Annotated in this window: 20 protein-coding genes, 4 tRNA genes and 1 riboswitch; of the genes, 6 read left to right on the forward strand and 18 right to left on the reverse strand. The window is 58.8% G+C overall.

The genetic code is table 11. The features are described 5' to 3' along the window. Window positions 1-232: 232 nt before the first annotated feature. Window positions 233-309 (reverse strand) — tRNA-Arg (locus tag AC07V4_RS17205). Window positions 310-638: 329 nt separating this feature from the next. Between AC07V4_RS17205 and AC07V4_RS17210 the strand changes: the two genes are divergently transcribed. The 3 genes from AC07V4_RS17210 to AC07V4_RS17220 all read left to right on the forward strand — a co-directional run bounded on the left by AC07V4_RS17210 (window position 639) and on the right by AC07V4_RS17220 (window position 1,764). Continuing rightward, window positions 639-866 carry a hypothetical protein gene (locus tag AC07V4_RS17210; RefSeq protein ID WP_492637777.1) on the forward strand — a complete coding sequence of 76 codons (228 nt, stop codon included), beginning with the start codon at window positions 639-641 and terminating at the stop codon, window positions 864-866. A 10-nt stretch (window positions 867-876) separates the two neighbouring features. Then, the gene (locus AC07V4_RS17215) at window positions 877-1,056 is read left to right on the forward strand and encodes a PA3371 family protein (protein WP_492637778.1); all 180 of its coding nucleotides are present in this window, start codon (window positions 877-879) and stop codon (window positions 1,054-1,056) included. Window positions 1,057-1,437: 381 nt separating this feature from the next. Beyond that, on the forward strand, window positions 1,438-1,764 hold the full coding sequence (locus tag AC07V4_RS17220; protein WP_003193592.1) for an Arc family DNA-binding protein: 327 nt from the start codon (window positions 1,438-1,440) through the stop codon (window positions 1,762-1,764). Between the two features lie 105 nt (window positions 1,765-1,869). Here AC07V4_RS17220 and mgtE read toward each other — a convergent pair whose 3' ends face one another. The 8 genes from mgtE to ltaE all read right to left on the reverse strand — a co-directional run bounded on the left by mgtE (window position 1,870) and on the right by ltaE (window position 9,620). Next, complete coding sequence (gene mgtE / locus AC07V4_RS17225) at window positions 1,870-3,312, reverse strand: magnesium transporter (RefSeq protein ID WP_492637779.1); 1,443 nt, start codon at window positions 3,310-3,312, stop codon at window positions 1,870-1,872. A gap of 352 nt (window positions 3,313-3,664) precedes the next feature. Further along, window positions 3,665-3,741: transfer RNA gene (locus AC07V4_RS17230), tRNA-Arg, on the reverse strand. A 72-nt stretch (window positions 3,742-3,813) separates the two neighbouring features. Then, window positions 3,814-3,890: transfer RNA gene (locus AC07V4_RS17235), tRNA-Arg, on the reverse strand. A gap of 108 nt (window positions 3,891-3,998) precedes the next feature. After that, a tRNA-Ser gene (locus AC07V4_RS17240) sits at window positions 3,999-4,089 on the reverse strand. Window positions 4,090-4,151: 62 nt separating this feature from the next. After that, the gene (csrA, locus tag AC07V4_RS17245; protein WP_003175645.1) at window positions 4,152-4,340 is read right to left on the reverse strand and encodes a carbon storage regulator CsrA; all 189 of its coding nucleotides are present in this window, start codon (window positions 4,338-4,340) and stop codon (window positions 4,152-4,154) included. 171 nt (window positions 4,341-4,511) lie between these two features. Further along, entirely contained in the window at window positions 4,512-5,753 is a 1,242-nt protein-coding gene (locus tag AC07V4_RS17250) for an aspartate kinase (RefSeq protein ID WP_016973712.1), read from the reverse strand. Window positions 5,754-5,850: 97 nt separating this feature from the next. Continuing rightward, a complete protein-coding gene (gene alaS, locus AC07V4_RS17255) occupies window positions 5,851-8,469 on the reverse strand; it encodes an alanine--tRNA ligase (RefSeq protein ID WP_492637780.1) in 2,619 nt (872 codons plus the stop codon). A gap of 146 nt (window positions 8,470-8,615) precedes the next feature. Continuing rightward, window positions 8,616-9,620 (reverse strand): low-specificity L-threonine aldolase, encoded by a 1,005-nt coding sequence (gene ltaE, locus AC07V4_RS17260; RefSeq protein ID WP_492637781.1) that lies wholly within the window; start codon window positions 9,618-9,620, stop codon window positions 8,616-8,618. 190 nt (window positions 9,621-9,810) lie between these two features. After that, window positions 9,811-9,980: riboswitch (FMN riboswitch) on the forward strand. An 88-nt stretch (window positions 9,981-10,068) separates the two neighbouring features. Here ltaE and AC07V4_RS17265 point away from each other — a divergent pair. Then, a complete protein-coding gene (locus AC07V4_RS17265) occupies window positions 10,069-10,578 on the forward strand; it encodes a 6,7-dimethyl-8-ribityllumazine synthase (RefSeq protein WP_492637782.1) in 510 nt (169 codons plus the stop codon). 132 nt (window positions 10,579-10,710) lie between these two features. Here AC07V4_RS17265 and astE read toward each other — a convergent pair whose 3' ends face one another. From astE to AC07V4_RS17300, 7 genes are all read right to left on the reverse strand, one after another. After that, a complete protein-coding gene (gene astE / locus AC07V4_RS17270; RefSeq protein WP_492637783.1) occupies window positions 10,711-11,715 on the reverse strand; it encodes a succinylglutamate desuccinylase in 1,005 nt (334 codons plus the stop codon). An 11-nt stretch (window positions 11,716-11,726) separates the two neighbouring features. Continuing rightward, a complete protein-coding gene (locus AC07V4_RS17275) occupies window positions 11,727-12,014 on the reverse strand; it encodes a topoisomerase II (protein ID WP_177013231.1) in 288 nt (95 codons plus the stop codon). A gap of 23 nt (window positions 12,015-12,037) precedes the next feature. Next, window positions 12,038-13,384: an N-succinylarginine dihydrolase gene (gene astB, locus AC07V4_RS17280; protein ID WP_492637784.1), complete on the reverse strand. Its 1,347-nt coding sequence runs from the start codon at window positions 13,382-13,384 to the stop codon at window positions 12,038-12,040. A 156-nt stretch (window positions 13,385-13,540) separates the two neighbouring features. After that, entirely contained in the window at window positions 13,541-15,010 is a 1,470-nt protein-coding gene (gene astD / locus AC07V4_RS17285; protein WP_492637945.1) for a succinylglutamate-semialdehyde dehydrogenase, read from the reverse strand. Next, window positions 15,007-16,032, reverse strand: coding sequence for an arginine N-succinyltransferase (gene astA, locus AC07V4_RS17290; RefSeq protein ID WP_177114079.1), 1,026 nt, complete (start codon window positions 16,030-16,032; stop codon window positions 15,007-15,009). The genes astD and astA overlap by 4 nt, the downstream gene beginning before the upstream one ends. 53 nt (window positions 16,033-16,085) lie before the next feature. Further along, on the reverse strand, window positions 16,086-17,105 hold the full coding sequence (aruF, locus tag AC07V4_RS17295; RefSeq protein WP_492637785.1) for an arginine/ornithine succinyltransferase subunit alpha: 1,020 nt from the start codon (window positions 17,103-17,105) through the stop codon (window positions 16,086-16,088). A gap of 188 nt (window positions 17,106-17,293) precedes the next feature. Beyond that, window positions 17,294-18,514 (reverse strand): aspartate aminotransferase family protein, encoded by a 1,221-nt coding sequence (locus AC07V4_RS17300; RefSeq protein WP_431749353.1) that lies wholly within the window; start codon window positions 18,512-18,514, stop codon window positions 17,294-17,296. Between the two features lie 246 nt (window positions 18,515-18,760). Here AC07V4_RS17300 and AC07V4_RS17305 point away from each other — a divergent pair, with 246 nt between their 5' ends. Together AC07V4_RS17305 and AC07V4_RS17310 are read left to right on the forward strand one after the other, a co-directional pair. Beyond that, on the forward strand, window positions 18,761-22,021 hold the full coding sequence (locus tag AC07V4_RS17305; protein WP_492637786.1) for a dermonecrotic toxin domain-containing protein: 3,261 nt from the start codon (window positions 18,761-18,763) through the stop codon (window positions 22,019-22,021). Between the two features lie 92 nt (window positions 22,022-22,113). Then, entirely contained in the window at window positions 22,114-24,651 is a 2,538-nt protein-coding gene (locus AC07V4_RS17310) for a leucine-rich repeat domain-containing protein (protein ID WP_492637787.1), read from the forward strand. Window positions 24,652-24,654: 3 nt separating this feature from the next. Here AC07V4_RS17310 and argR read toward each other — a convergent pair whose 3' ends face one another. Then, window positions 24,655-25,635 (reverse strand): transcriptional regulator ArgR, encoded by a 981-nt coding sequence (argR, locus tag AC07V4_RS17315; protein WP_431751896.1) that lies wholly within the window; start codon window positions 25,633-25,635, stop codon window positions 24,655-24,657. 246 nt (window positions 25,636-25,881) lie between these two features. Next, entirely contained in the window at window positions 25,882-26,646 is a 765-nt protein-coding gene (locus AC07V4_RS17320; RefSeq protein ID WP_492637788.1) for an ABC transporter ATP-binding protein, read from the reverse strand. Window positions 26,647-26,648 lie beyond the last annotated feature (2 nt).

A 26,648-nucleotide genomic window follows, 5' to 3' on the forward strand; every position in this document is an offset into this window, starting at 1 on the left:
GTTTAAAAAGGAGTTTTCCGTTTCGACTGCGCCGGAAGTGGGGCGAATTATAGACAGATATAATTCGCCGTCAACACCTAATTTGGATTTTCTAACAAGTAGCTCAAAACACCCTCACCCCTCCCCTCTATCTATATAGAAGAAAGAGCCTCAAGTGAACACGACAATAAAGAGAGAGGGTGGACAACACGCCAATCAGCGAACACCTATAGCTAGATGCCCTGAATATAGATGGTGTCCCAGGGCCGGTTCGAACGGCCAACCTTCCCCTTAGGAGGGGGATGCTCTATCCAATTGAGCTACTGGGACAAATACCCACCGCCAAACCAAAAGCCCAGCGACGGACGGCGTGCATGTTAACGGCCAAGGTAGGTTTTGTCATGTCGTCCGTAGGCTTTTCGAGTGTAGGCCGATCCCTGTACAAACAATCGAGCTTTCACCCTGCAAAGCCGAGCCATGAATGACATCGTGCAAATTGCATCAACCCAAAAAGCCATCATTGCAAATTGCAATCATACGACCGTTAAAAACAAACACAACTCATTGATTTTGATGAAATAAAGTATTGGCATGACATCTGCTGTATCCCCCTTCACAAAGAAGCCAACCTGACAAAACCCTCAGTGGAGAAGATGACCATGAGCAGCGCCGTCCTGTTAGCCCTCAACACTGCAGCCCTGGCCGTGCTGGTGACTTTTCATTTCCAGCCTACCAACGACCGAAGCACAACACAGATCAGCCAAGTTTCTCCGCACTACCTTCAACAACGCCCGCAATTGGCAGTAATGAGCGCCAAACCATCCCCTCCCATTCACCTGACCCAAGACACTCAAACCACAACTGAGTCCGGGCACTGGGTTTTCTAAGGAATCAATCATGTCCAAACCCGCCTGGTTATTCCTCTGCTTGATGCTTTCGACAGCTCTCACAGGTCTCTGTACACGCCCTCATAACGACCCAACCACAGAATTTATCGCCAGTGCAGTGTTCGGTAGCGCGCTGATCCTCACATTGATCAGGGGCCGCCAAATCAAATTCGACCCGATACTGCGCTAGGGCACGCCCGCCTACCTTACGTCGCCTGACGCTAGTAAATCGGCAAACTGCCACTAGTCTTAAGATTGAGGGCAAAAGGCCATATTGCTATAGGATGTGCGCCCTTCAACCCGCTTTCGGCCTGGGCTTGCGCGATGATCAAAAACCCAGATCCCGCGCAAAAAGTTTTCCAACCAGTCCGCAAAATTGCAAATGAGTGCTGGCATAAAGCCTTTAGGCGGTTCAATATTTGTCACAGAATTGACGCCAAGGAAATGTCAAATCTGAGGCATGATGCGGCCTCTTTGCAATTCGGGTTGAACTTTGGTCGTGAGCCTTGTCTTAACACTCATCTTGCGGCCAATTCCAAAAACCGCTCCTCTGAACTAACCGGTTAAATATATGCGCCCATTGAAACAGGCAATTTATTCCAGCCGTACGGCTGACAAGTTCGTCGTACGTCTGCCAGACGGAATGCGGGAACGCATTGCCGAGGTGGCTCGCAATCATCACCGCAGCATGAACTCCGAAATCATCGCACGCCTGGAACAGAGCCTTATTCAGGAAGGTGCGCTGGGCGAAGAGCTGAGCATGCGCCTGGACAGCCCCGAGCTGTCACTGCACGAACGCGAACTGCTACAGCGTTTTCGTCAGCTCTCCCACCGCCAGCAAAATGCTCTCGTCTCGCTTATCGCGCACGACGTTGAGGCGGCCGCAGAAGCCAATTGATCACTCCTTGAAAGCCGAGCCAGCCAAGTGCTGGCTTTTTTTTGCATGGGATTTGGGAAATGAATACAGAAGGGGGGGGCAGAATTGCCCCCCCGCGAGAAAAAGTCAGAGCAGGAAGATTGTCGCCAACCCCAAGAAGATAAAGAAACCGCCGCTGTCGGTCATAGCGGTAATCATCACACTGGCCCCCATTGCCGGGTCGCGCCCCAATCGCGCCAGCGTCATAGGGATCAGCACTCCCATCAAAGCAGCCAACAACAGGTTGAGGGTCATGGCAGCCGTCATCACGATACCCAGCGACCAACTGCCATAAAGCAGGTAGGCCACCACACCGATCACTCCGCCCCACACCAAACCGTTGATCAGACCCACAGCCAACTCTTTACGCAGCAGACGCGAAGAGTTGGCTGTACTCACCTGGTCCAGCGCCATCGCGCGCACGATCATGGTAATGGTCTGATTACCGGAGTTACCGCCGATACCGGCCACAATCGGCATCAGCGCTGCAAGGGCCACTAGCTTCTCAATAGAGCCTTCAAACAACCCAATCACACGCGAGGCGATGAAGGCCGTGATCAGGTTGATAGCCAGCCAGGCCCAACGGTTATGCAGTGAACGCCAGACCGATGCAAAAATGTCTTCCTCTTCACGCAAGCCCGCCATGTTGAGGACTTCGGTTTCACTCTCTTCACGAATAAGGTCGACCATTTCATCGATGGTCAAACGGCCAATCAACTTACCGTTTTTGTCGACAACCGGTGCCGAGATCAAGTCATAACGTTCAAACGCTTGCGCCGCCTCATAGGCATCCTCATCCGGATGGAAACTCACCGGGTCACTGGCCATCACCTCCGCGACTTTCTTCTCTGGATCGTTGACCAGCAGACGCTTAATCGGCAATACGCCCTTCAGGATGCCTTCGTAGTCGACAACAAACAGCTTGTCAGTGTGACCAGGTAGTTCTTTCAGGCGACGCAGGTAACGCAACACCACTTCCAGGCTGACATCTTCGCGGATGGTAACCATCTCGAAGTCCATCAGCGCGCCGACCTGGTCCTCATCATAAGACAACGCCGAACGCACACGCTCGCGCTGCTGGCCGTCGAGAGCCTCCATCAGCTCATGGACAACGTCACGGGGAAGCTCAGGGGCAAGGTCAGCCAGCTCGTCGGCATCCATCTCCTTGGCCGCAGCCAGGAGTTCGTGATCATCCATGTCGGCGATCAGGGTTTCACGGACCGAGTCGGATACTTCGAGGAGGATGTCGCCGTCGCGATCGGCCTTGACCAACTGCCAGAGAGTCAGTCGATCATCCAGCGGCAAGGCTTCGAGGATATAAGCAATGTCGGCAGAGTGCAGGTCGTCGAGCTTACGTTGCAACTCGACGAGGTTTTGCCGGTGAACCAGGTTTTCGACGCGGTCGTGATGCGCGCCTTCCTGGCGATGCGTGAGGTCTTCGACCACGCGCTGACGCTGCAGCAGCTCGATGACTTGAGCCAGTCGATCCTGCAGGCTGTCTTGTGTTTTCTTTACTTCTACTTCGGTCATAGGCGAACTCCACTCCCAGCAGCGGGGCACGCCGGGAGGATCAATCAGTCAATTCATGATTGGTAAAGCGGGGTACTGAGTAACTACTGGGTAAGTCCATGGAGGTATTCCACAAGCCCCGGCGGGGCTGACGGGCGCAATGATACACGCTGCGTACGCTTTTAACGTCAAAAAACTGGAAAGAACAAGCGCTTGCGAGGCAAAGCTCAGCATTGGCCGCATCTATGAACTGCGACGCACCGCCCTGAAAGGAAAACACATGAGGCGAGCGAAAAAGACAACGCTTGCGATAATTCCTACACAAACGCCAGACGGCAAAAAGCCCGCACTAGGCGGGCTTTTTGTTTGTATGTGGTGCACTCGACAGGATTCGAACCTGTGACCGCTCGGTTCGTAGCCGAGTACTCTATCCAGCTGAGCTACGAGTGCAAGTTGTGTTTTTAGACCAGATCACAACTGGTTGAAGCCGAGCCACCTGCATCACTGCAACTAACTCTTAAATGGTGCACTCGACAGGATTCGAACCTGTGACCGCTCGGTTCGTAGCCGAGTACTCTATCCAGCTGAGCTACGAGTGCATTTGTTGCCGCGCATTATAGGCCGTTCAATCTCTATGTAAAGCTATTTTTTCGTTTAATTTCAACCACTTAACGAAAAAACCAGATTGCAACGTACTAAGCAAATAATGGCGGAGAACGGGGGATTCGAACCCCCGACACCCTTTTGAGGTGTACTCCCTTAGCAGGGGAGCGCCTTCGGCCACTCGGCCAGCTCTCCGCAACACGGGGCGTATATTAACCACGTTCATCCCCGTTTGCAAACATAAAAAACGATAAAAATTAAAGGCTTGGTTCTTCGTCCTTCTCTTTCTTGATCCGCAGGTAAATTTCCTCGCGGTGGACGGCCACCTCTTTCGGAGCATTAACCCCAATACGCACTTGATTGCCTTTGACGCCGAGCACGGTCACGGTGATTTCGCCATCACCGATAATCAGGCTTTCTGCGCAACGACGAGTCAGAATCAACATACCTTTCACCTCACGCATTTCAGTTCAGGAACAACAGTCTGCAAAAAAGGCCTTCAATCTACGACCCGAAGGCCATAGTCGTACCGCCTAAGTATTGTCGAGCCCACACAAAAGAACATGGACTCCACAAAAAATGAAAGGCGCGGTAAACCGCGCCTTCCGGGCATTACATCACTCGCCCTGTCGGGCCGGAGCGTCCAGCTCAAAAGCGGTATGCAGCGCGCGTACAGCCAGTTCCAGGTACTTCTCTTCGATCACCACCGAGACCTTGATTTCCGAAGTGGAGATCATCTGGATGTTGATGCTCTCCTTGGCCAGTGCCTCGAACATGCGACTGGCAACGCCAGCATGGGAACGCATGCCCACACCCACGATCGACACCTTGGCAATCTTGGTATCGCCGACCACTTCACGGGCGCCAATCTCGCTCGCGGTGTTCTGCAGGATACGCTCCGCCGCATCGTACTCGTTACGGTGCACAGTGAAGGTGAAATCCGTGGTGTTATCGTGCGAAACGTTCTGCACGATCATGTCGACTTCAATGTTGGCACTACTGATCGGGCCGAGGATCTTGAAGGCCACGCCCGGGGTATCCGGCACGCCACGGATCGTCAGCTTGGCTTCATCGCGGTTGAAAGCGATGCCGGAAATGATCGGCTGTTCCATGGATTCCTCTTCATCAATAGTAATGAGGGTGCCCGGACCCTCTTTGAAGCTGTGCAATACGCGCAGCGGAACGTTGTACTTACCGGCGAACTCTACCGCGCGGATCTGCAACACCTTGGAACCGAGGCTGGCCATTTCCAGCATTTCTTCAAAGGTGATCTTCTCCAGGCGCTGAGCCACCGACACCACACGCGGGTCAGTGGTATAGACGCCATCCACATCCGTATAGATCTGGCATTCATCAGCCTTGAGAGCTGCAGCCAGCGCCACACCAGTAGTGTCCGAACCACCACGACCCAAAGTGGTGATGTTGCCCTGCTCATCCACACCCTGGAAGCCCGCTACAACTACCACGCGCCCGGCTTTCAGATCAGTGCGGATTTTCTGATCATCGATTTGCAGGATGCGCGCCTTGGTGTGTGCACTGTCGGTCAGGATGCGCACCTGACTGCCAGTGTAGGACACTGCTGGCACGCCACGCTTGTTCAGCGCCATGGCCAGCAACGCAATGGTCACTTGCTCGCCGGTCGACACGATCACATCCAGCTCACGCGGCAACGGCTGTTGATCACCGCTGATTGCCTTGGCCAGATCGATCAGGCGATTGGTTTCGCCGCTCATGGCCGACAGCACCACCACCAGGTCATCACCGGCATCGCGGAACTTCTTAACCTTGTCGGCGACCTGCTCGATTCTTTCGACAGAGCCGACCGAGGTGCCTCCAAATTTCTGTACGATCAAAGCCATTTCTAAGCCGCCTCAGCCCGTAAAGGGGCGCCCAATAAACAAATTTTCCAGCACCTAAGCGAGCCCATGACTAGACCATGGGCTCATTCACAGCGCCTTAAATACCAGCCTCGACAAACGGCACGGTCAGGGCCAGGGCCGCGTCCAGGCTGCCGGCGTCTACACCGCCGCCTTGCGCCATGTCCGGACGACCACCACCCTTCCCGCCCACTGCCGCAGCGGCTTGTTTCATCAAATCACCGGCCTTGAGTTGGCCAGTCAGGTCTTTGGTTACACCGGCAACCAGAACGACCTTATCCTCATGGACACCGCCGAGCAGGATCACTGCGCGGCCGAGCTTGTTCTTCAACTGATCGACCAAGGCCAACAGCGCCTTGCCATCCTGACCGTCCAGACGCACAGCCAGCACGTTCACACCCTTGACGTCCAACGCTTGAGCGGACAAATCGTCACCCGCCGCGCTGGCTGCCTTGGCCTGCAACTGCTCCAGCTGTTTCTCCAGCGCACGGTTGCGCTCCAGGACGGCGGACAGTTTGTCGATCAGGTTGTCGCGGCTGCCCTTGACCAGGCCGGCCGCTTCCTTGAGTTGTTCTTCTGCCGCATTGAGGTAGGCCAGGGCCGCAGCGCCAGTTACCGCCTCGATACGACGTACACCGGACGCCACACCGCCTTCGCTGATGATTTTCAGCAGGCCGATGTCACCGGTACGGTTTGCGTGAATACCGCCACACAGTTCCACCGAGAAGCTGCCGCCCATGCTCAGCACGCGCACTTCATCACCGTACTTCTCGCCAAACAGCGCCATGGCGCCTTTCTTCTTGGCGGTCTCGATATCGGTTTCTTCGGTCTCAACCGGAGTGTTCTTACGAATCTCGGTGTTGACGATATCTTCCAGGGCTTTGATCTGCTCAGGCTTGATCGCTTCAAAGTGGCTGAAGTCGAAACGCAGGCGCTGGCTATCGACCAACGACCCCTTCTGCTGAACGTGCTCGCCCAACACCTGGCGCAACGCAGCGTGCAGCAAGTGAGTGGCCGAGTGGTTCAACGCTGTAGCGTGGCGCACGTCGGCATCGACCTGGGTGTCGACCGGCGCACCGACCGTCAAGTTACCCAGCACCAGCACACCGTGGTGCAGGAAAGCACCGCCGGTCTTGGTGGTGTCGCGCACTTCAAAACGACCGGACGTCGAGCTCAGGAAGCCACAGTCACCGACCTGCCCACCAGACTCGGCGTAGAACGGCGTCTGGTCGAGGACCACCACCGCTTCCTCGCCTTCGTTCAACACGTCGACCGACTTGCCGTCTTTATAGATGGCAACGATCTTGGCCGAGCCAACGGTCGCCTTGTAGCCGGTGAACTCAGTAGGCACGTCCACCTTGACCAGGGTGTTGTAGTCCAGGCCAAAGGAGCTGGCGGAACGTGCACGCACACGCTGGGCTTCCATCTCACGCTCAAAACCCGCTTCATCGATAGTCAGCTCACGCTCACGGGCAATGTCGGCGGTCAGGTCCATCGGGAAACCATAGGTGTCGTACAGCTTGAACACGATATCGCCCGGCACCACAGTGCCTTTGAGTTCAGCCAGATCCTGCTCCAGGATCTTCAGGCCGTGCTCCAGGGTCTTGGAGAACTGCTCTTCCTCGGCCTTGAGCACGCGCTCGATGTTTGCTTGCTGCTGCTTCAGTTCTGGAAACGCGTCGCCCATTTCTGCGACCAACGCTGCCACGATCTTGTAGAAGAAGCTGCCGGTGGCGCCGAGTTTGTTACCGTGGCGGCAGGCGCGACGGATGATACGACGCAGCACATAACCACGACCTTCGTTCGACGGCAGCACGCCATCGGCGATCAGGAAGCCGCAGGAACGGATGTGGTCCGAAACGACCTTGAGCGAAGACTGGTTGTCGTTGGCGCAACCAATGGCCGCAGCCGACGCGCGCAGCAAGTTGGTGAACAGGTCGATTTCGTAGTTGGAGTGAACGTGCTGCATCACCGCACTGATCCGCTCCAGGCCCATGCCGGTATCCACCGATGGCGCCGGCAACGGATGCAACACGCCATCGGCGGTGCGGTTGAACTGCATGAACACGTTGTTCCAGATTTCGATGTAACGGTCGCCGTCTTCTTCCGGCGAGCCCGGTGGGCCGCCCCAGATGTCCGCGCCGTGATCGTAGAAAATCTCGGTACATGGGCCGCACGGGCCGGTATCGCCCATGGTCCAGAAGTTATCGGACGCGTAAGGCGCGCCCTTGTTGTCGCCGATACGGATCATGCGTTCGACGGGCACGCCGATTTCTTGGGTCCAGATGTCATAGGCTTCGTCGTCTGTCGCGTAGACGGTAACCCAGAGCTTTTCCTTGGGCAGCTTCAACACGCCGGTGAGGAAGGTCCAGGCGAAGGTGATCGCATCTTTCTTGAAATAGTCGCCGAAGCTGAAGTTACCCAGCATTTCGAAGAAGGTGTGGTGGCGTGCGGTGTAACCCACGTTTTCCAGGTCACTGTTCTTGCCGCCGGCACGTACGCATTTCTGACTGCTGGTGGCGCGGGTATAGGCGCGCTTTTCCTGGCCCAGGAAGCAGTCCTTGAACTGGTTCATCCCCGCGTTGGTGAACAGCAGGGTTGGGTCATTGCCTGGGATCAAGGAGCTGGAGGCTACACGGGTGTGACCTTGCTCTTCGAAGAAGCGAAGGAAGGCTTCACGGATTTCTGCGCTTTTCATTAGGTTCTTCCACGGAGTCTGCGGCCAAAGGCCAGTGCGCAACATCATCAGACGGAGCGACGGCAAAGGGCCGCATTATATCGGCCCTTTGCCGGTGGTACAGCGTGTTTATGCGATAGAAACAGTCAATTAGACGGTCTGCACTGTCATTTTCGGGAAAACTCGACGAATACCTGTGCGACTTGCTCGATCTGCGTCCGGCTGACATCCAGATGAGTGACCATGCGCAGGCGGGACGCGGCGCTCAACTTGATCCCACGTTCGGCGGCAAAGGCCTTCAAGGCCTGGGCCTGTTCGCCGATCTGCACGTAGACCATATTGGTCTGCACTGGCTCCACCTCATAACCAGCCTTGCGCAACTCATCGCCCAGCCATTGCGCATTGGCATGATCGTCGGCCAGGCGCTGCACCTGATGATCCAGGGCATACAGCCCCGCCGCCGCCAGCGAACCCGCCTGGCGCATACCGCCGCCGACCATCTTGCGCAGGCGCCGTGCCTTGGCGATCAACGCCGTGGAGCCGCACAACACCGAACCAATCGGCGCGCCGAGGCCCTTGGACAGGCACACCGAGACCGAATCGAAATGCCGGGCAATCTCTCGTGCGTCCACACCCAGCTTGACCGCAGCGTTGTAGATCCGCGCGCCATCCAGATGCAGGGCCAAGCCATGCTCACGGGTAAACGCCCGCGCCTTCGCCAGGTACTCCAGCGGCAGCACCTTGCCCTGCATGGTGTTTTCCAGCGCCAGCAGGCGCGTGCGGGCAAAGTGGAAATCATCGGGCTTGATCGCCGCCAGCACGTGATCCAGGTCCAGGGAGCCGTCCGCCTGCACTTCCAAAGGCTGCGGCTGGATCGAGCCCAACACGGCCGCACCACCCCCTTCGTACTTGTAGGTGTGGGCCTGCTGGCCGACGATGTATTCCTCGCCGCGCTCGCAATGGGCCATCAATGCCAGCAGGTTGCTCATGGTGCCGGTGGGCACGAACAACGCGGCAGCAAAGCCCAGCCGCTTGGCCAGCTTAGTTTCCAGATGATTGACGCTCGGATCTTCGCCGTAGACGTCGTCACCGCTGGCCGCATTGGCCATCGCGTCCCGCATGCCGGGCGTGGGTTGGGTCACGGTATCGCTGCGCAGGTCGATCACAGACATGAAACTAGCCTCTGAGGGGATGGATAAGTCCTTTTGAAAGTGATTACTGCGGGCAAAGCCACGGGATATCAAGCCCCACGTGCATTCAAATGAATACCAACCAAATAAACCGATATAGCTTATCGATACAGCGGTCGTGCAGTTTTGGAAAAACCGTGTTAAAAACTCTCCGCCGCCAGGGTTCTGGTGGCAACGTTCTCAGGGCGGGGTGCAATTCCCCACCGGCGGTAATTGCACGCAATGTGCATAGCCCGCGAGCGCTTGGCGCCTCGAACTGCTCACGCAGGACGGCGACAAGGTCAGCAGACCCGGTGTGATCCCGGGGCCGACGGTCATAGTCCGGATGAAGAGAGAACGGGATTGGCACCTAAGGGCCGCTTATCGTGCGTACCCTTAAATCCCATTCGATTCATATCGCCCTGTTTTTTTCTTAAACAGGAGTCAGAACATGCAACCCACCGCAATCGACAGCAAAAGCAAAAACCATCACGGCGAGCGCGTCGCGTTTATCCAGGCCTGCTGGCACAAGGATATTGTCGACCAATCCCGCAAAGGCTTCCTCGCCGAAATGATCGCCCAGGGCTACCAGGAATCGGACATCGATTTCTTCGAAGTCGGCGGCGCCTTTGAAATGCCCCTGCACGCCAAACTGCTGGCCAAGACCGGCCGTTACGCCGGTATCGTCGCTGCCGCGCTGGTGGTGGACGGTGGCATCTACCGTCATGAATTCGTGGCCCAATCGGTGGTCAGCGGCCTGATGCAGGTACAGCTGGAAACTGAAGTACCGGTGTTCTCGGTGTCCCTGACCCCGCATCACTTCCATGCCGGCAGCGAGCACCACACTTTCTTCTACGAGCACTTCGTGCACAAAGGTCAGGAAGCCGCGCGCACCTGCGCCGACACCCTGCAAAAGGTGCGTGCCATCCGCCGTAGCGAGCCGCGTGCCGTAGCGGTCTAATCATCACCGCAAAACCAATGTGGGAGGGGGCTTGCTCCCGATGGCAGTATGTCAGTCAACTCATCTGTAGTTGAGACACCGCCATCGGGAGCAAGCCCCCTCCCACATTTAGATTCCGGTAAACCTTGAGACCTATATCAGGCCCACATCCGTCGTCGGCACAATCAAGATTCCTGCCCGCAAACCATTCTTCACTTTCGGGTTGGGGAAGATAATGCGTGCGCCCTCCTCCTCGATCACCCAACGTGTCTTGGCAACGTCTTCGGCCAGTAAATAGCCCTTTTCCAATTCCGAAAAGTTTTCCACATCCGCCGGCAGGTGCATCAGGAACGCATCACTGTGCTTGATCACTTCGCGTGATACCGCAAACAGTTGCAGGCCATCGAGGCTGGCAGTCTCAGGCTCAGTGCCTTCGATGATCTGCTTCAGCCGTGTTTCCAGGCGTGACACGTCCACGCCCTGGTTCTGGCCGAACGGTCGGGCTTTACCCAGTTCCAGTGTGAAAGCCTCGGCGTCCAGTTGCTCGTAGGTGAACGCACTGAAGGTAATTGAAGTCTTGTTCTGCAACAGCACCGCGTCCATACCGGCAGCACGCAAACGCTCCAGCTCACGGCGCGAATGCTGGCGCCCCTCCTTCCACGGGTACAGGGCGAACTGCTCGATCTTCGAGCCACGAATGGCCGTATGCAGATCGTAATGCAGGCGCGAACGGCCAGGCAGGCTGAAGAAACTGCGGGCCAGTTGCTCAAGCTCGGCGGCGCGCATGGCTTCGGGGCCGATGTTTTTTTCATGACGGCCGTTGAACAGCCGGTTGACGTCCAGCTCGAGATAACGCTCACCGCGGCGCATGGCCTCGGGGTTGCCGAACAGGAACAGAATACGGGTGCGGGGTTTGATTTCCCCACGGGCGATGCCATGCAACAGGCGGTCGAGCAGTTCGATCGGCGCCGTTTCGTTGCCATGGATGCCGGACGACAACAGCAGGTCGCTGCCATTGTCCATGGCCTGCGGCGGGCGCACTTCAAGTGCGCCCTCGCTGAGCCAGCGCATCTGCACGCCGTCGACAGTCAGTTGAATTTTTTGCGCCGGTTCGCGACCGGCGAGGGTCAGTTCAAGCAATTTGCCGAGGGCGAGCATACGCAGCTTCCTTAGTGGTTGCAGCCTGGGCCGTGGACGTGATCGTCGTCGCCTTCAACGTCGGCCGGTTCCATTTCCAGTTGCAGGCTCATCAGGTTGGTGGCCAGTGGGCGCATCAACAGGTTGGCGTACTCGGCGTCGCCTTCTTCCACATCCACACCGATCAGCAGTTGGCCACGGCCATCGTGCTGGATCCAGATCTCCTTGCCCTGCCAGACCACGGCGACGCGGGTGCAGGAGGTTTCCAGCTGGGTGCCGTCGGTGTCTTCAAGGATCAGTTTCAGGGTGTCGGTGGTCATAAATAATTCTCTGCCGTGCGGCGTTAATTGATCTGGAAAGGATAAACCGAGCCCAGTTTAAGGATTTGCGTCAGTTCATCCAGTGCCGTCCGGCACTCAAGCAACAATTGCGGGTCAGCCAGGTCGCTTTCACGCAGGCTGTCGCGGTAGTGCTTGTCAACCCACTGGGTCAGCGTGTCGTACAACGGCGCGGTCATGATAACGCCTGGATTCACCGCCGCCAGTTCCGTTTCATTCAAGGCCACGCGCAAACGCAGGCACGCCGGGCCACCGCCGTTCTGCATGCTTTGCTTGAGGTCAAACACCTTCACTTCGCGTATCAGCCCACCGGAAGCGGTCAGGCCCTGCAGGTACTGCCAAACGCGCTCGTTGCCGCGGCATTCCTCCGGCACGATCAGCAGCATCGAACCGTCGGCGCGGGTCAGCAATTGGCTGTTGAACAAGTAGGACCGTACCGCGTCCTCGACACTGACCAAAGCACGGGGCACGCACACCGACTGGAAGTTACCGCCCAGCTTGCCCAACTTGCCGTGTAATTCGGCCAGCATCTGTTCGGTGTTGAGGAAGGCGTCCTCGTGATAGAACAGCACTTCGCCGTTGCCCACCGCGATCACGTCATTGTGGAACACACCGGCATCGATTACCGCCGGGTTCTGCTGGCCGTAGACGACACCCTCATCCTTCAAGCCATGCAGGCGCGCGACGGCCTGGGACGCCTCCAGGGTCTGGCGTGCCGGGTACTTCTGCGGTGCCGGGTAGCGGGTATCGAACGCACTGCGGCCAAACACGAAAAACTCCACCCCCGCCTCGCCGTATTCGCGGCAAAAACGTGTGTGGTTGGCCGCGCCTTCATCACCAAACTGCGCCACAGCCGGCAACGCGGCGTGATGGGCAAAATGCTTCTGGTCGGCAAACATCGCCCCCAGCACACGGCTGGTGGTCGGGTGTTCGATGCTGCGGTGGTATTTGCAATTGAGGTTGGCGGCGGTGAAATGCACCCGGCCGTCAACGGTATCGGCGCTTGGGCTGACAGTGGCGGCGTTAGCCACCCACATGCTCGACGCCGAGCAACTGGCAACCAGCAGCGGCATGGCCTGCTTGGCCGCTTGCTGGATGACTTGAGCATCGGTGCCGCTGAAACCCAGGTTGCGCAAGGCAGCCACGTCAGGTCGTTCCTGTGGCGCCAACACCCCTTGCACAAAGCCCATGTCCATCAGGGCTTTCATTTTCTGCAGGCCCTGCAACGCCGCTTCCTTCGGGTTCGAAGACTGCTGGCTGTTGCTCTGGGACGCGACGTTACCGTAGGACAAACCGCCGTAGTTATGGGTCGGCCCCACTAGACCGTCAAAATTGACTTCATAGGATTTCATCGGCGAGGCTCCACGAACATCTGTTTTTATAGGCATCAAATTACTTGAACACACCACTGACCAATGTGGGAGGGGGCTTGCCCCCGATGTGGGAGTATCAGTGGATACATCTGTGACTGCCCCACCGCTATCGGGGGCAAGCCCCCTCCCACATGTTTAAATCAGTGTTACCCCTGGGGTCAGTGTCGCTGGCAACACCAGGCTCGGGGTCTCAAGCGAGGCCACCGGATACGCGCAGTAATCCGCCGCGTAATACGCACTGGCGCGGTGGTTGCCCGAAGCCCCTACCCCACCGAACGGCGCAGTACTGGCAGCGCCGGTCAGTTGCTTGTTCCAGTTGACGATACCGGCTCGGCTTTCCAGCCAGAACTGCTGGTAACGCGCTTCGGAGTCCGACAACAAGCCAGCGGCCAAACCGTATTGCGTGTTGTTGGCCTCGGCAATCGCCCCGGCGAAATCAGCGTAGCGGATCACCTGCAACAGCGGGCCGAACAGTTCCTCATCTTCGCGCTCGGTCACCCCCGTCACATCGATGATGCCCGGCGTCAGCAACGCGGCCTGATCCTGCGGCTGAGTCATCTCCAACAGTGCCACAGCCCCCTTGGCCAACATCAGTTCCTGGGCGTCCATCAACGCTTTGGCGGCGCCAAGGGAAATCACCGAGCCCATGAACGGTGCTGGTTGCTGGTCGAACGCCCCGACTTCAATTGTCGAAGTGACCGCCACCAGCCGCGCCAGCAACGCATCGCCCCACGCGCCTTCCGGCACCAGCAAGCGGCGCGCACAGGTGCAACGCTGGCCGGCCGAGATAAACGCCGACTGGATGATGGTGTAGACCGCTGCATCCACGTCAGCCACTTCATCCACCACCAGTGGGTTATTGCCGCCCATTTCCAAGGCCAGGATCTTGTCCGGGCGCCCCGAGAACTGCTGGTGCAGGTGGTTGCCGGTGCGGCTGGAGCCGGTGAAGAACAAGCCGTCGATACCTGGGTTGGCCGCCAGCGCGATACCGGTTTCCCGTGCGCCTTGCAGCAGGTTCAACACGCCAGCCGGCAAACCGGCTTCGATCCAGCACTGTACGGTCAGCTCGGCGACTTTAGGGGTCAGCTCGCTGGGTTTGAACAACACGGTATTGCCCGCCAACAACGCCGGGACGATATGCCCGTTGGGCAGGTGGCCAGGGAAGTTATAGGGGCCGAAGACCGCCACCACACCGTGGGGCTTGTGGCGCAATACGGCGGTGGCGTCGCCCAAGGGGCCGCTCTTCTCGCCGGTACGCTCACGGTAGCTTTGCACCGAAATCGCGATCTTGTTGGCCATGCTGGTGACTTCGGTGGCCGACTCCCACAGCGGCTTGCCAGTTTCTTCGCCGATGCAGCGAGCGATTTCATCGGCGCGGCTTTTAAGAGTGGCAGCGAAGGTTTCCAGCAGGCTAATACGCTCTTCCAGCGGGCGTTTGGCCCAGGCCGGGAACGCCTGGCGAGCCGCCTGCACAGCAGACTCAACCTGCTCGGCAGTGGCACCATTACCGGTCCACAGCACCTGCTGGGTCACCGGGTTACGCGACTCAAACCGTTCACCCTGGCCGGCCAGCCAGCTACCTGCGATATACAGCGAATTCATTATTTCGACTCCCGAGCAGCGGACAACGGAACGGCACGCACTTGATCACCCACCACCAGTTGCAGGCGCTTGGCGGTCTGTGGATCGACCACCAGCGTGCCTGCCGCCAGACGGGCTGGAGCCGCAGTGATACGGCACTCCTCGCGCTTACGGTTGTGGATCAGGAACGGCGTGGCGTCGTCCCCCGGCGTGCCAATGGCGAGTACCAGTGACTGGCTGTCGCGCACGGCACGGATCTTGGTGGTTTCACACTCCACCGCAGGGCCGGCGTCGAAGATGTCGACATAGCCCTGGTAGCTGAAACCTTCGCTCTTGAGCATGCTCAGCGCAGGTTCAGTATCCGGATGGACCTTACCGATCACATTGCGCGCGTCTTCAGACAGGAAGCAGCTGTACAGCGGAAACTTCGGCATCAGCTCGGCGATAAACGCCTTGTTGCCCACGCCAGTGAGGTAGTCGGCCTGGCTGAATTCCATCTTGAAGAAATGACGGCCCAGGCTCTCCCAGAATGGCGAGCGACCCGCTTCGTTGGACACACCGCGCATCTCGGCGATGATCTTGTTGCCGAACAACTGCGGGAACTCAGCGATAAACAGCAAGCGCGCCTTGGCCAGCATGCGACCGTTGAGGCCGGTGCGGTAATCGGCGTGCAGGAACAACGAGCACAGCTCGGAATTGCCGGTGAGGTCGTTGGCCAGGAACAGCGTCGGAATCTCGCGATAGATATTCAGCTCCTGGGAAGCGCTGACGGTCAGGCCCACCCGGAAGTTGTACCAAGGCTCACGCAGGCCGACGGCGCCAGCGATGGCGGAAATACCCACTACGCGGCCTTCGTCGTTTTCCAGCACGAACAGGTAATCGGCATCACCGCGCCCGGCGTCGCCGCGAAAGGTTTTTTCCGCCCAGCCAACCCGGTGGGTCAGGCGCTCTTCGTTGGCCGGCAAGGTAGTGAGGCCGGTGCCGGTACTGCGCGCCAGATCAATCAGGGCCGGTAAATCGCTGCTGCGTACGGGACGAACGATCATGCTATCTCCTCAAACGGGCCGCTGCTTGGCAGCCACCCGCGACACTCAATTCTTTAAACCGCGACCAGACGCACGCTCGCGCCTTCGCCAACGCCCAGAGCCTCAGCCGCTGCCAGGTCCAACGTCACCGGTTTTCCGGGCGCGTAGTCCAGCTCCAACATCACCGCGCGGTAATCCTGCAACTGGCCGTTGCTCACCAGGTACTGGCGGCCGACACCCTTGACCATCTCACCGATCTTCACCGGCACCACGCGGCTCTGGGCGATAGAACGAATGCCCGACACCCGTGCGTGCAGCGTCGGGCCGCCGTCGAAGATGTCGATGTAGTGGTCAGTCTCGAAGCCTTCGCGCATCAGGATGTCGAAGGTGATCTGCGCACGCGGGTGCACCTGGCCCATCGCCTCTTGAGCTTCATCCGGCAACAGCGGCACGTAGATCGGGTAGTGCGGCATCAGCTCGGCGAGGAAGGTACGGCTTTTCAGCCCGCACAGGCGCTCGGCAGCGGCGTAGTTGAGGTCGAAGAAGTTGCGGCCGATGGCGTCCCAGAACGGTGAGTCACCGTGCTCGTCGCTGTAACCGACGATCTCGGTCACCACCGAGTCGGCAAAGCGCTCGGGATGGCTGGCGACGAACAACAGGCGGCCACGGGAATTAAGCTCAGACCAGGGCGAACCGACCAGCTCCGGCACCACATAGAAACTGGTGAGCAAGCTGTTGCCGGTAAGGTCGTGGCACTGGGAGAGCACGTGAATCTTGTTGTGGATCTTCAGCTCGCGGGAAGCGTGCACGAAGGTCTCGTTACGGAAACTGTAGAACGGCTCCGAGTAACCGGCCGAAGCGACGATGGCCGAGCAGCCGGCGAGCTTGCCGGTCTCGGTGTCTTCGAGCACGAAGAAGTAGCTCTCTTCACCGTTGAAACTTACTTCAGCGGCGAAGGATGCTTCGCTGGCGGCGATCTTGTCGCTGAGGCGTTCAACATCATCCGGCAAGGAGGTGACACCAATCGGGCTGTCCGCAGCCAGACGCTGTACCTCGCCCAGATCAGCCATTTGCGCGGGGCGCATCACCAGCATGGTGTCACTCCTTAACTCGAAAAACTCATAGGAAAAAATACCGGACAGTTCCTGATTCAACGCAGGTCAAATGTGGGAGGGGGCTTGCCCCCGATAGCAGTCTGTCAGTTGATAAATCAGGTGGCTGACCCATCGCTATCGGGGGCAAGCCCCCTCCCACATGACACGGTCCGGCAAATAAATGTGTATCAGGCTTGCGTCAGTGTTTTCACTGCACGCTCAAAACGGTCCAGGCCTTCCTTGATATCCGCCTCTTCCACCACCAGGCTCGGTGCGAAACGCACCACGTCCGGGCCGGCTTGCAGGATCATCAGGTTTTCTTTCTCGGCCGCGTTGAACACGTCCTTGGCCTTGCCCTTGAACGCATCGCTCAGCACACAACCGAGCAGCAGGCCCATGCCGCGCACTTCGGTGAAGATGCCATATTGCTTGCCTATCTGCTCCAGGCGCGCCTTGAACAGGTCGTGCTTGGCATTCACGCCAGCCAGCACTTCGGGAGTGTTGATCACGTCGATCACCGCTTCCGCCACCGCGCACGCCAGCGGGTTACCGCCGTAGGTGGTGCCGTGGGTGCCGACTACCAAGTGCTTGGCCAAGTCTTCACGGGTAAGCATCGCGGCAATCGGGAAACCGCCGCCCAGGCTCTTGGCGCTGGTGAGGATGTCCGGCACCACGCCGTAGTGTTGGTAGGCGAACAGGTGGCCGCTGCGGCCCATGCCGGTCTGCACTTCGTCGAACACCAGCAACGCGTTGTTCGCGTCGCATAGTTCGCGGGCACCTTGCAGGTAGGCCAGTTCGGCCGGCAGTACGCCGCCTTCACCCTGGATCGGCTCCAATACAACGGCGCAGGTCTTGTCCGACACGGCAGCTTTCAGCGCGGCCAGGTCGTTATAAGGAACATGGGTAATGCCAGTGATTTTAGGCCCGAAACCATCGGAGTACTTGGATTGGCCACCGACGTTGACGGTGAACAGGGTACGGCCGTGGAAGCTGTTCAGCGCGGCGATGATCTCGTACTTCTCAGTACCGAAGCGGTCGAACGCGACGCGACGGGCCAGCTTGAACGCAGCCTCGTTGGCCTCGGCGCCGGAGTTGCAGAAGAACACACGCTCGGCAAAGGTGGCGTCGATCAGCTTATGGGCCAGGCGCAGGGCCGGCTCATTGGTGAAGACGTTGGAGACGTGCCACAGCTTGTTGGCCTGTTCGGTCAGTGCACCGACCAGCGCCGGGTGGGCGTGGCCCAATACGTTGACCGCGATGCCGCCGGCAAAGTCGATCAGCTCGCGACCCGCCTGGTCCCACACGCGCGAACCTTCGCCGCGCACAGGAATGAATGCGGCCGGTGCGTAGTTAGGCACCATGACCTGGTCGAAATCGGCACGTTGCACCGGGGCTTGCTCAACGGACATCGGAGTCTCCTGAAGAGGAACGCCTGCCTGGAACTGGCGGGCGATGCAGGGATTGTAAGGACAGTTTTCAGTGCGGCCTTGTCGCCAAGCGACAACTTCTTATAGCGCCAACCCGCGTTTTTGGCGGGTTTACGCCAATGCGACAAATAGCGTCGCAATGGCGCAGTTTAAACTAACTATCTAGAGCAGGCGGCGGGAAACACGCTGATCTACTGATGCGCTTTACAGCTATTCAGAGTTCCGCCCATGAGCACACCGACGCCTTCCCTTGATACCGTTCAGCCCGACAGCCACTATCACCCGCTGCTAACCGCCATTCCTGACTGGCTCGGCAAGGCCTCCAGTGCCAAACGCCAGGCCTTCTCCCAAGCCAAACCCAAGCCACTGCACGCCAGCGCTGCGCTGCTAGCCGAACTCAAGCGCGTGAACGCCGCCCATTGGAACGCGCAGAACGCAGTAGATGACGCTCTCAAGCAGGTGCAAGACCCAAGGGCATACGCGCGAGGCATTCTGGAAGAAGCACTGCTGACCCGTTACGGTCTAGAACTGGACAGTGAAGCCACCTACTTACGCCTGTACATTCCCCAGACCGTGCCGTGGTTTCCGATCTCCTCCGGCGCCGCGCGCACCTGGACCGTGTCATTGCTGGACGCCGCTCTGCACAACTTCGAGCAAGGCGAAACCGTCGAAAGCGCCTATGAGTCCGACTCAACCTTCATCACCCGCCCCACACCCGGTGGCCAGTTCGACACCTTGCCCGCCATCAAGCAAACGCTCAGCGTCAGTGCTTTCACGCGCCTGTGCCGCGAGCTGGACATTGGTGCGGGCTACCAACGCTACCTGCGCACGCAACTGGGCCTCACCGAACCGGTGAGCGCTGCGCTCATGCAAAACAAAGTCGAGACCAGCCAGAAGGCCGCCCTGCGCGCTGCACTGCACCTCGCTAGAGTTCGCGCCGATATCCAGGACGACTTTGCGCAGCAGGTCGAGGGCCTGCTGCAAGGGCGCAGCGACTTGGCGCTCGGCAATCTGCCGCTGCGCACCCACTGCCTGACGCTGATGGACGCGCCACTAACCGGTATCCTGCTGTTGGCCCCGGATCTGGAAACCACGCGTACTGTGCAGCGCCTGGTTGCCTATGTGCCGGACGACCCGCTGCATCCGCTCAAGGAATACTCATCGCCACTAGCGTTCAAGCAGGAACTCACCCGTCAATTACGTGATGCCGATTACCAGACGTTTTTCAGCCGTTTCGTCCTCCATGAAAGTCGCGGGGTGTTCTTCGCAGACTTGAGCCAGCGCTTGGCGCGCATTACCTGGCACCCGACCGTGCCCGGTAGCAGCCTGGCGCCGTGGCGCAAGGAACCGACTGACGACCCCAAACTACAGTTCGTCACCACCCCGATTCAGGGCGATACCTGGCAACACCTCTATCAACAAAAACTCAATCAGATCCTGAACGATGCGCGCACTCAAGCCGTGTCGACCGCGGAAGTCGATCGCGCCGCGCGATGGGCGCGCTGGGATTCGTTCGTCAATGTGGCGTCGTCGATCCTCAACGCCGCGCTGTTTATCGTTGCACCATTCATTCCCGGTTTGGGCGAGCTGATGCTGGCGTACATGGCCTATCAACTGCTGGATGACATCTTCGAAGGTGTCATCGACTGGGCCGAAGGGCTTGGCAAAGAAGCCTTTGGCCACTTGATGAGCGTGCTGCAATCCTTTGTACAGCTGGGTATTTTCGGCCTGGGCGGCCACATTGGCGTCGCCGAGCTGCGCAAAGTTTTGCCTCAAGAAGTGCTGAACTTCATCGACCGCTTCAAGCCCGTCACTCTGGCCAATGGTGCCAAGCGCTATTGGAAACCCGACCTTACCCCCTATCAACAGAACGTCGAGCTGCCGCCACGCCTGGGTCATGACCACCTGGGCCTGCACCAGATGCGCGGCGAGCCCATGCTGAAGCTGGAAGACAAGCTGTACACCGTGCAAAAAGCTGCAGAGGGTGACGACTATAAGATCAAACACCCTGCCCGCCCCGATGCCTATACCCCACGCCTGCAACACAACGGCGCAGGCGCGTGGCACAGCGAACTGGACATGCCCTTGCAATGGGACGAACCCACCCTGCTGCGCCGCCTGGGGCATGGGGCACGTGGCCTGAGTGAGGCCGACCGGCGCCTGGCCTTGAACCTCAGCGACGTCAAGGAAAACGCCCTGCGCCAGATGCACGTGCAGGGGGAGCCGATACCGCCGCTGCTGGACGACACCCTTGAACGGCTGCGCATCGACCGCGACCTGCAAACCCTGATAGACCGGCTCGACAGCGACAACCCGGCCGACTATGCCCAGATCGACCCCCAGGATGCGCTCCAGTTGCTCACCACGCACGGAAACTGGCCCAGAACCCGCTCCCTGCGCATGCTCGACGCCCAAGGCAATACCGCCTGGGAGTTTGGCGACATGCGCATGCCGGTCGTGCAGATCCACGAAACCCAATTGGCCAATGGAGAACTGCTCAAGGTCGTACTGCAAACCCTGACTCCGGAAGAAATCCGCGACCAGTTCGGCGAAAGCGCCGCTGACCCGCAATTGAGCCTGGAGAATCGGGTCAAGCAACTGCGTAAAAAACTCGGGCGGCTCGCCGAACGCAATCGTACCGACCTGTTCGAGTCACGTTATGCCCAGCAGCAACTGGACCAGGATGCGTCGGCGCAGCAGTTGGCCCAAGCCGCGCCGGGCTTGCCGGCCAAGGTCATTACACACTTGCTGGACCACGCCAGCGGCAATGAACGAGTGGAGTTGAGCCACCAACGCACACCACCGCGCCTGGCAGACCTGGCAAGAGCTGCACTGGCCGAGCTGCGCCTTAACCGCGCCTACGAGGGCCAACACCTGACCATACCCCCCAATCTGGATAGCGAGCGGCTGGCCCTGAACACCCTGAGAGTCCAGCCGGGCTGGTCGCCAAACATGCGCCTTGAAGCCCGCCACCTGACCGCCGACGGGGAAAAGTGGCTGCAAATCGGCGCGGATGACGCGCCGCTTTTACGCACACTGGTGCGCACCGCCGACGGACGTTATGTCCCTCACGACGAAAAAGGTCCGCTGTTCGGCGAAACCGACCTGTATACCGCGACTCTCAACGCTCTGCCCGACGCACAACGCAACGCTCTTGGATTCCACGTCTATCAGGGCTCGGCTCTGCAACAACGCCTGCGGCAACGCCCACTGCCACGCGACGAGTTGCGCCAAGCGCTGACGCCTGAAGTAATCCGCCCACCCCGCCTGGAAACCCTGATCGTGCTGGGAAGCGATGCGGGCTACCCAGTCCAGGTAGGGCCTGTGGCGCTACCGCTGACCCTTGAGCAACGCGCGCGCGCACTGTACCCGGCATTCGACGCTCGACAAATCAACGACGTACTCACCATCTGCACACCCAGCCGGGCGGCACGGCCAACGGCCTCGCGGCACTGGCCGAAGAGTACCGCCAGCTGGACAGTGGCCTGAGTACCTGGCAGCGCCAGGTTATCGTGACCCACCCAGAGACGGGCCAGCCTTTATCTGCGTTCGAGCGCAGCAACGAGCACCAGAATCGGCGCATGATCGCCAAAGAATTACGACGCTGCTGGCGACGCGAAACCGCAGTCGACGACTACTTCGACGACCCCTCCGTCGATGGCCATAGCCTGCGACTGGAGTACCCGATACTCGGCGCGTTACCGGACCTGACAGCAAACTTCAACCATGTGTCGCTACTGACGCTGAGCGGACACCCCCAAACCACTGGCGCCAGCACGTTCATACAACGTTTCCGACAACTGCGTCACCTCTCAGTCAGAGGCTTCAACCTCGGCACCGTGCCAGACGGCATTTTTACCCTGCCGCGCTTGAACTCCCTGAGTTTGAGCAGTTGCCACATCAGCCTGACCCCGGAAAGCCAGACGCGGATTGCCTCGCTACGCAGCTTGCAAACGCTGGAGCTGCATGACAACCCTCTGGGCTTGGCACCCAGTGTCGAAAACATGCCCGACCTGATTCACCTCGACTTGTCGAACACTGGCATCGAGCAGTTGCCGACCGGCGCTTTGACCTGCCCTGAGCTGCAAGTCGCGCTGCTCAACGACAACCAGATCCAGACGCTGCCGCTTGGTTTTTTCGAGTTGCCCCCACACAAGGCCGACACCTTCCTCTTGAGTGACAACCCGTTGTCGCGAGCCACGCTGGAACAGGTCAAGCGCTACTATCAACGCCATGGCACCGCTTTCGGAGCCGACGCATTGCCCTCTGATGCACGCGATGCACATAGCCTGTATCCAAGCCTGGGAGAAACAGAGCTCAACCGATTGATCTACAGCCTGCCAGGCACACTCGAAGACGGCCAAATCGAATTGGCGCGCAGGGCTGCTGAGCTGGAAACACTGCAAGGGCAACTCACCCGGTGGGAACAGGCATCAGGCACTGCACCACAAGAGGTTGCACGGCGAATCGCACTGCGCCGGTTACTGGAAAACAGCTGGCGACGCGAGTTGAGCACCGGCAGCCGACAACGGCACTCGCTGATCATTCCCGGCAACCTGGCTGGCGAACTGCCCACTTTGGACGCTTCGTTCACGCACATTACCTCGCTGACGATCCGAGGCAACGACGTCCCCATCAACGTCGATAGCTTCCTCGACAGCTTTCCCGAACTGAGAGCGATCAGTCTTGATCGAGCGAGACTGGGCGATATTCCACCCGCGATTTGTGCACTCCCCAAACTCGAATTCCTGGATCTGGAAAACTGCTCAGTCCACCTGACGCAAACCAGCCGCGCGAACCTGGAGCGCATGACCCAACTCAAGCACTTGAGCCTGAGCAACAACCCTCTGGGCGAGACAGTGGACTTCAGTCAACTGACACAGCTGACTACCCTGTACCTGCGGGACACCGGACTTTCAGCCGTGCCTCCCAGCCTGTTGACGGAAACACCACGCGACCGCATCGATCTCACCGGGAACAGCATCACTCAACTGCCTCCCGAGCTTTTCGCGCTGCCAGGCCACATCAGCCAAGCATTCGACCTGTCTGCCAACCCACTGACGCGCCAAGCCCTTGAGCAGGTCAAAACCTACTGCCAGCGTACCGATGTGTTTTTTAATATCCAGACACCTGCCATGCAACGTGGCCGCGCCAAACAGCTCTATCCAAAAATGCAGGAAAAAGACCTGAACCAATTGATTTTTGGACTACCCGGCGACCTGGACGGCATTGATAACGCACTGACGGCACTTGAGGCCGACTACCATCAACTAGTCGCCGACCTGCAGCACTGGGTCGACGATATTCCCGCACAACATCCATTGGTTGGCGGTGCGCTTGAGGACGCTATCCGCGTCGAAGAGGAGCTCAATCGCCTGCGCCTGAAGCACCAGCTTGAAAAGGCGTGGCGCCGCGAAACCCCGGAAGACGCAGAAAGCCTGGATGACCGTTTCTCTCACGCCGTAGTGCTCAACGTGCCGATCATTGGCACACTGCCGGTACTGAGGGCACGTTTCGAACATGTGACATCGCTCGAAATCGCAGGAGCATTCACCATCACCGATGTGAATGGCACTCTCACCAGCTTCGGCGCCCTCCGGACCTTGATCGTCAACCATTGCACGCTCCGCGAGTTGCCGCCTGCGATCTTCAACATGCCCCATCTGGACACCCTGGACCTGTCCCACTGCGAGATCAGCCTGACAACAGCCGCGGCCCGCGCACTGGGTGACTTGCATGACCTTGAGTATCTGCACCTGGGTAACAACCCACTGAACAACGCGCCGGACGTCACCCACCTGCAGCAGTTGAATTCACTGCATTTACCGCACACGAAAATAAGCGAAGTACCCGCCGGGGTGTTCCAACTCCCCCTGCTGCAGAACCTCGACCTGAGCCATAACACCATCAAGAAGATTCCGCCGCAGCTGATGGAAATGCTGCAGGTGTTCGACAACGACTCGGATTTGAGAGGCAACCCCTGGTCGCCGAAAAGCCTGAGGCGCTTGCAAGAGTACTACCGGCAGACTGGGATCGATTTCCAGATCCACGAAATTACCGTGGCCGAAAACGGTGCCCCATTGATCCCGGAATCGGACGACGCCATGGATGAGGAGTAACGGTTACCCGCGCTCGGACGGTACAGACGACAGCTCGAACGGGCTGCTGCTGCGCCGCTGGTTGCGGTCTTCACGGGGGGTGGCGCCGAAGAAATTGCGGTAGGCGCTGGAGAAATGCGGCCCCGAGGAGAAGCCGCACGACAGGCCGATCTGGATGATCGACTTGCTGGTTTGCATGAGCATCTGGCGCGCCTTGTTCAGGCGCAGTTCCAAGTAGTACTGACTGGGAACGCGGTTGAGGTATTGCTTGAAGATACGTTCCAGTTGTCGTCGCGACACGCACACATGCTGGGCGATTTCGTCGGTGGTCAGCGGTTCTTCGATATTGGCTTCCATCAGCAACACCGCTTGGGTCAGCTTTGGATGGCTGGAACCCAGGCGGTTTTGCAGTGGAATGCGCTGACGCTCACCGCCTTCGCGGATGCGCTCCACCACCAGCTCTTCGGATACGGCACCGGCCAACTCGGCGCCGTGGTCACGGGCCAGCACCGCCAGCAGCAGGTCGAGTACCGACATACCACCGCAGGCGGTCAGGCGGTCGCGGTCCCAGTCGAACAAATGGCTGGTGGCGATGACCTTGGGGAAGCGCTCGGCGAAATCGTCCTGCCAGCGCCAATGGACCGCGGCGCGGTAGCCGTCGAGCAAACCCAGCTGGGCCAGCGGGTAGACACCGGCCGACAAGCCACCGATCACGCATCCGGCACGAACGAGTTGCTTAAGCGCGGTACTCAATTGCGAGGCGATGGCGGTCGGCGGCTCATCCGCCAACAGGAACAGCTTCTGGAAACCTTCAAGCTTGCCGGCCCACGGTTCGCCCGGTAGTTGCCAGGCACCGTCGCTGGCAGGCTCGGCGAGCAGGAACGACAACTCGTAGACCACATCCGGATGCACCCGCTGGGCAACGCGCAAGGCCTCCTCAGCCAGCGCAAGCGTCAGGGCTTTTGTGCTGGGCCAAATCAGGAAACCAATTTTGTGGGCGGTCATGGAGTGCTATCCGAAGCCAGTAACAGTAATGAAGACAAGGGCTAATGCTAGCCCGGAAACAAACACAAATCTCAAAACAACTGGAGATCAAATGTGGGAGCTGGCTTGCCTGCGATAGCGGTGGGTCAGTGGGCACATCTGTTTCTGATACACCGCAATCGCAGGCAAGCCAGCTCCCACAGGGGATCGAGGCTAAACTCAAGACTGCGAAGCATGCACTAATTCAGTGCACAAAAGCAGTCTTGATTATTTCAAACTGCCGGACAAGAACTGCTGCAAACGTTCGGATTGTGGGTTCACCAGCACTTCACGCGGGTTGCCGCGCTCTTCGACGATGCCTTTGTGCAAAAACACAAGCTGGTTCGACACTTCACGGGCAAAGCCCATTTCGTGGGTCACCACCACCATGGTACGGCCTTCCTGGGCCAGGTCCTGCATCACCTTGAGCACTTCGCCGACCAGCTCCGGGTCGAGGGCCGAGGTGGGTTCGTCGAACAGCATCACCTCCGGTTCCATCGCCAAGGCACGGGCAATGGCCACACGTTGCTGCTCGCCACCGGACATGTGGCCGGGGAACGCATCCTTACGATGGCCCACGCCAACCTTGGCCAAATAGTGCTCGGCCTTTTCACGGGCTTCTTTCTTCGACACGCCCAGCACATGCACCGGCGCTTCCATCACGTTTTCAATCGCGGTCATGTGCGACCACAGGTTGAAATGCTGGAACACCATGGACAGGCGCGAACGCATGCGTTGCAGTTGTTTCGGGTCGGCGGCCTTCATGGCGCCGTCCTTGTTGACCACCAGCTTCAGCTCTTCGTTGTTGAGCAGAATCTTGCCGGCGTGGGGTTGCTCCAGCAGATTGATGCAGCGCAAAAAGGTACTTTTGCCCGAACCACTGGAACCGATGATGCTGATCACATCACCGGCCGCCGCGGCCAGGGACACGCCTTTGAGCACTTCATGACTGCCATAGCGTTTATGCAGGTCTTGGACTTCAAGTTTGTACATGC

The organism is Pseudomonas sp. GW821-FHT03A09, from assembly GCF_059421065.1.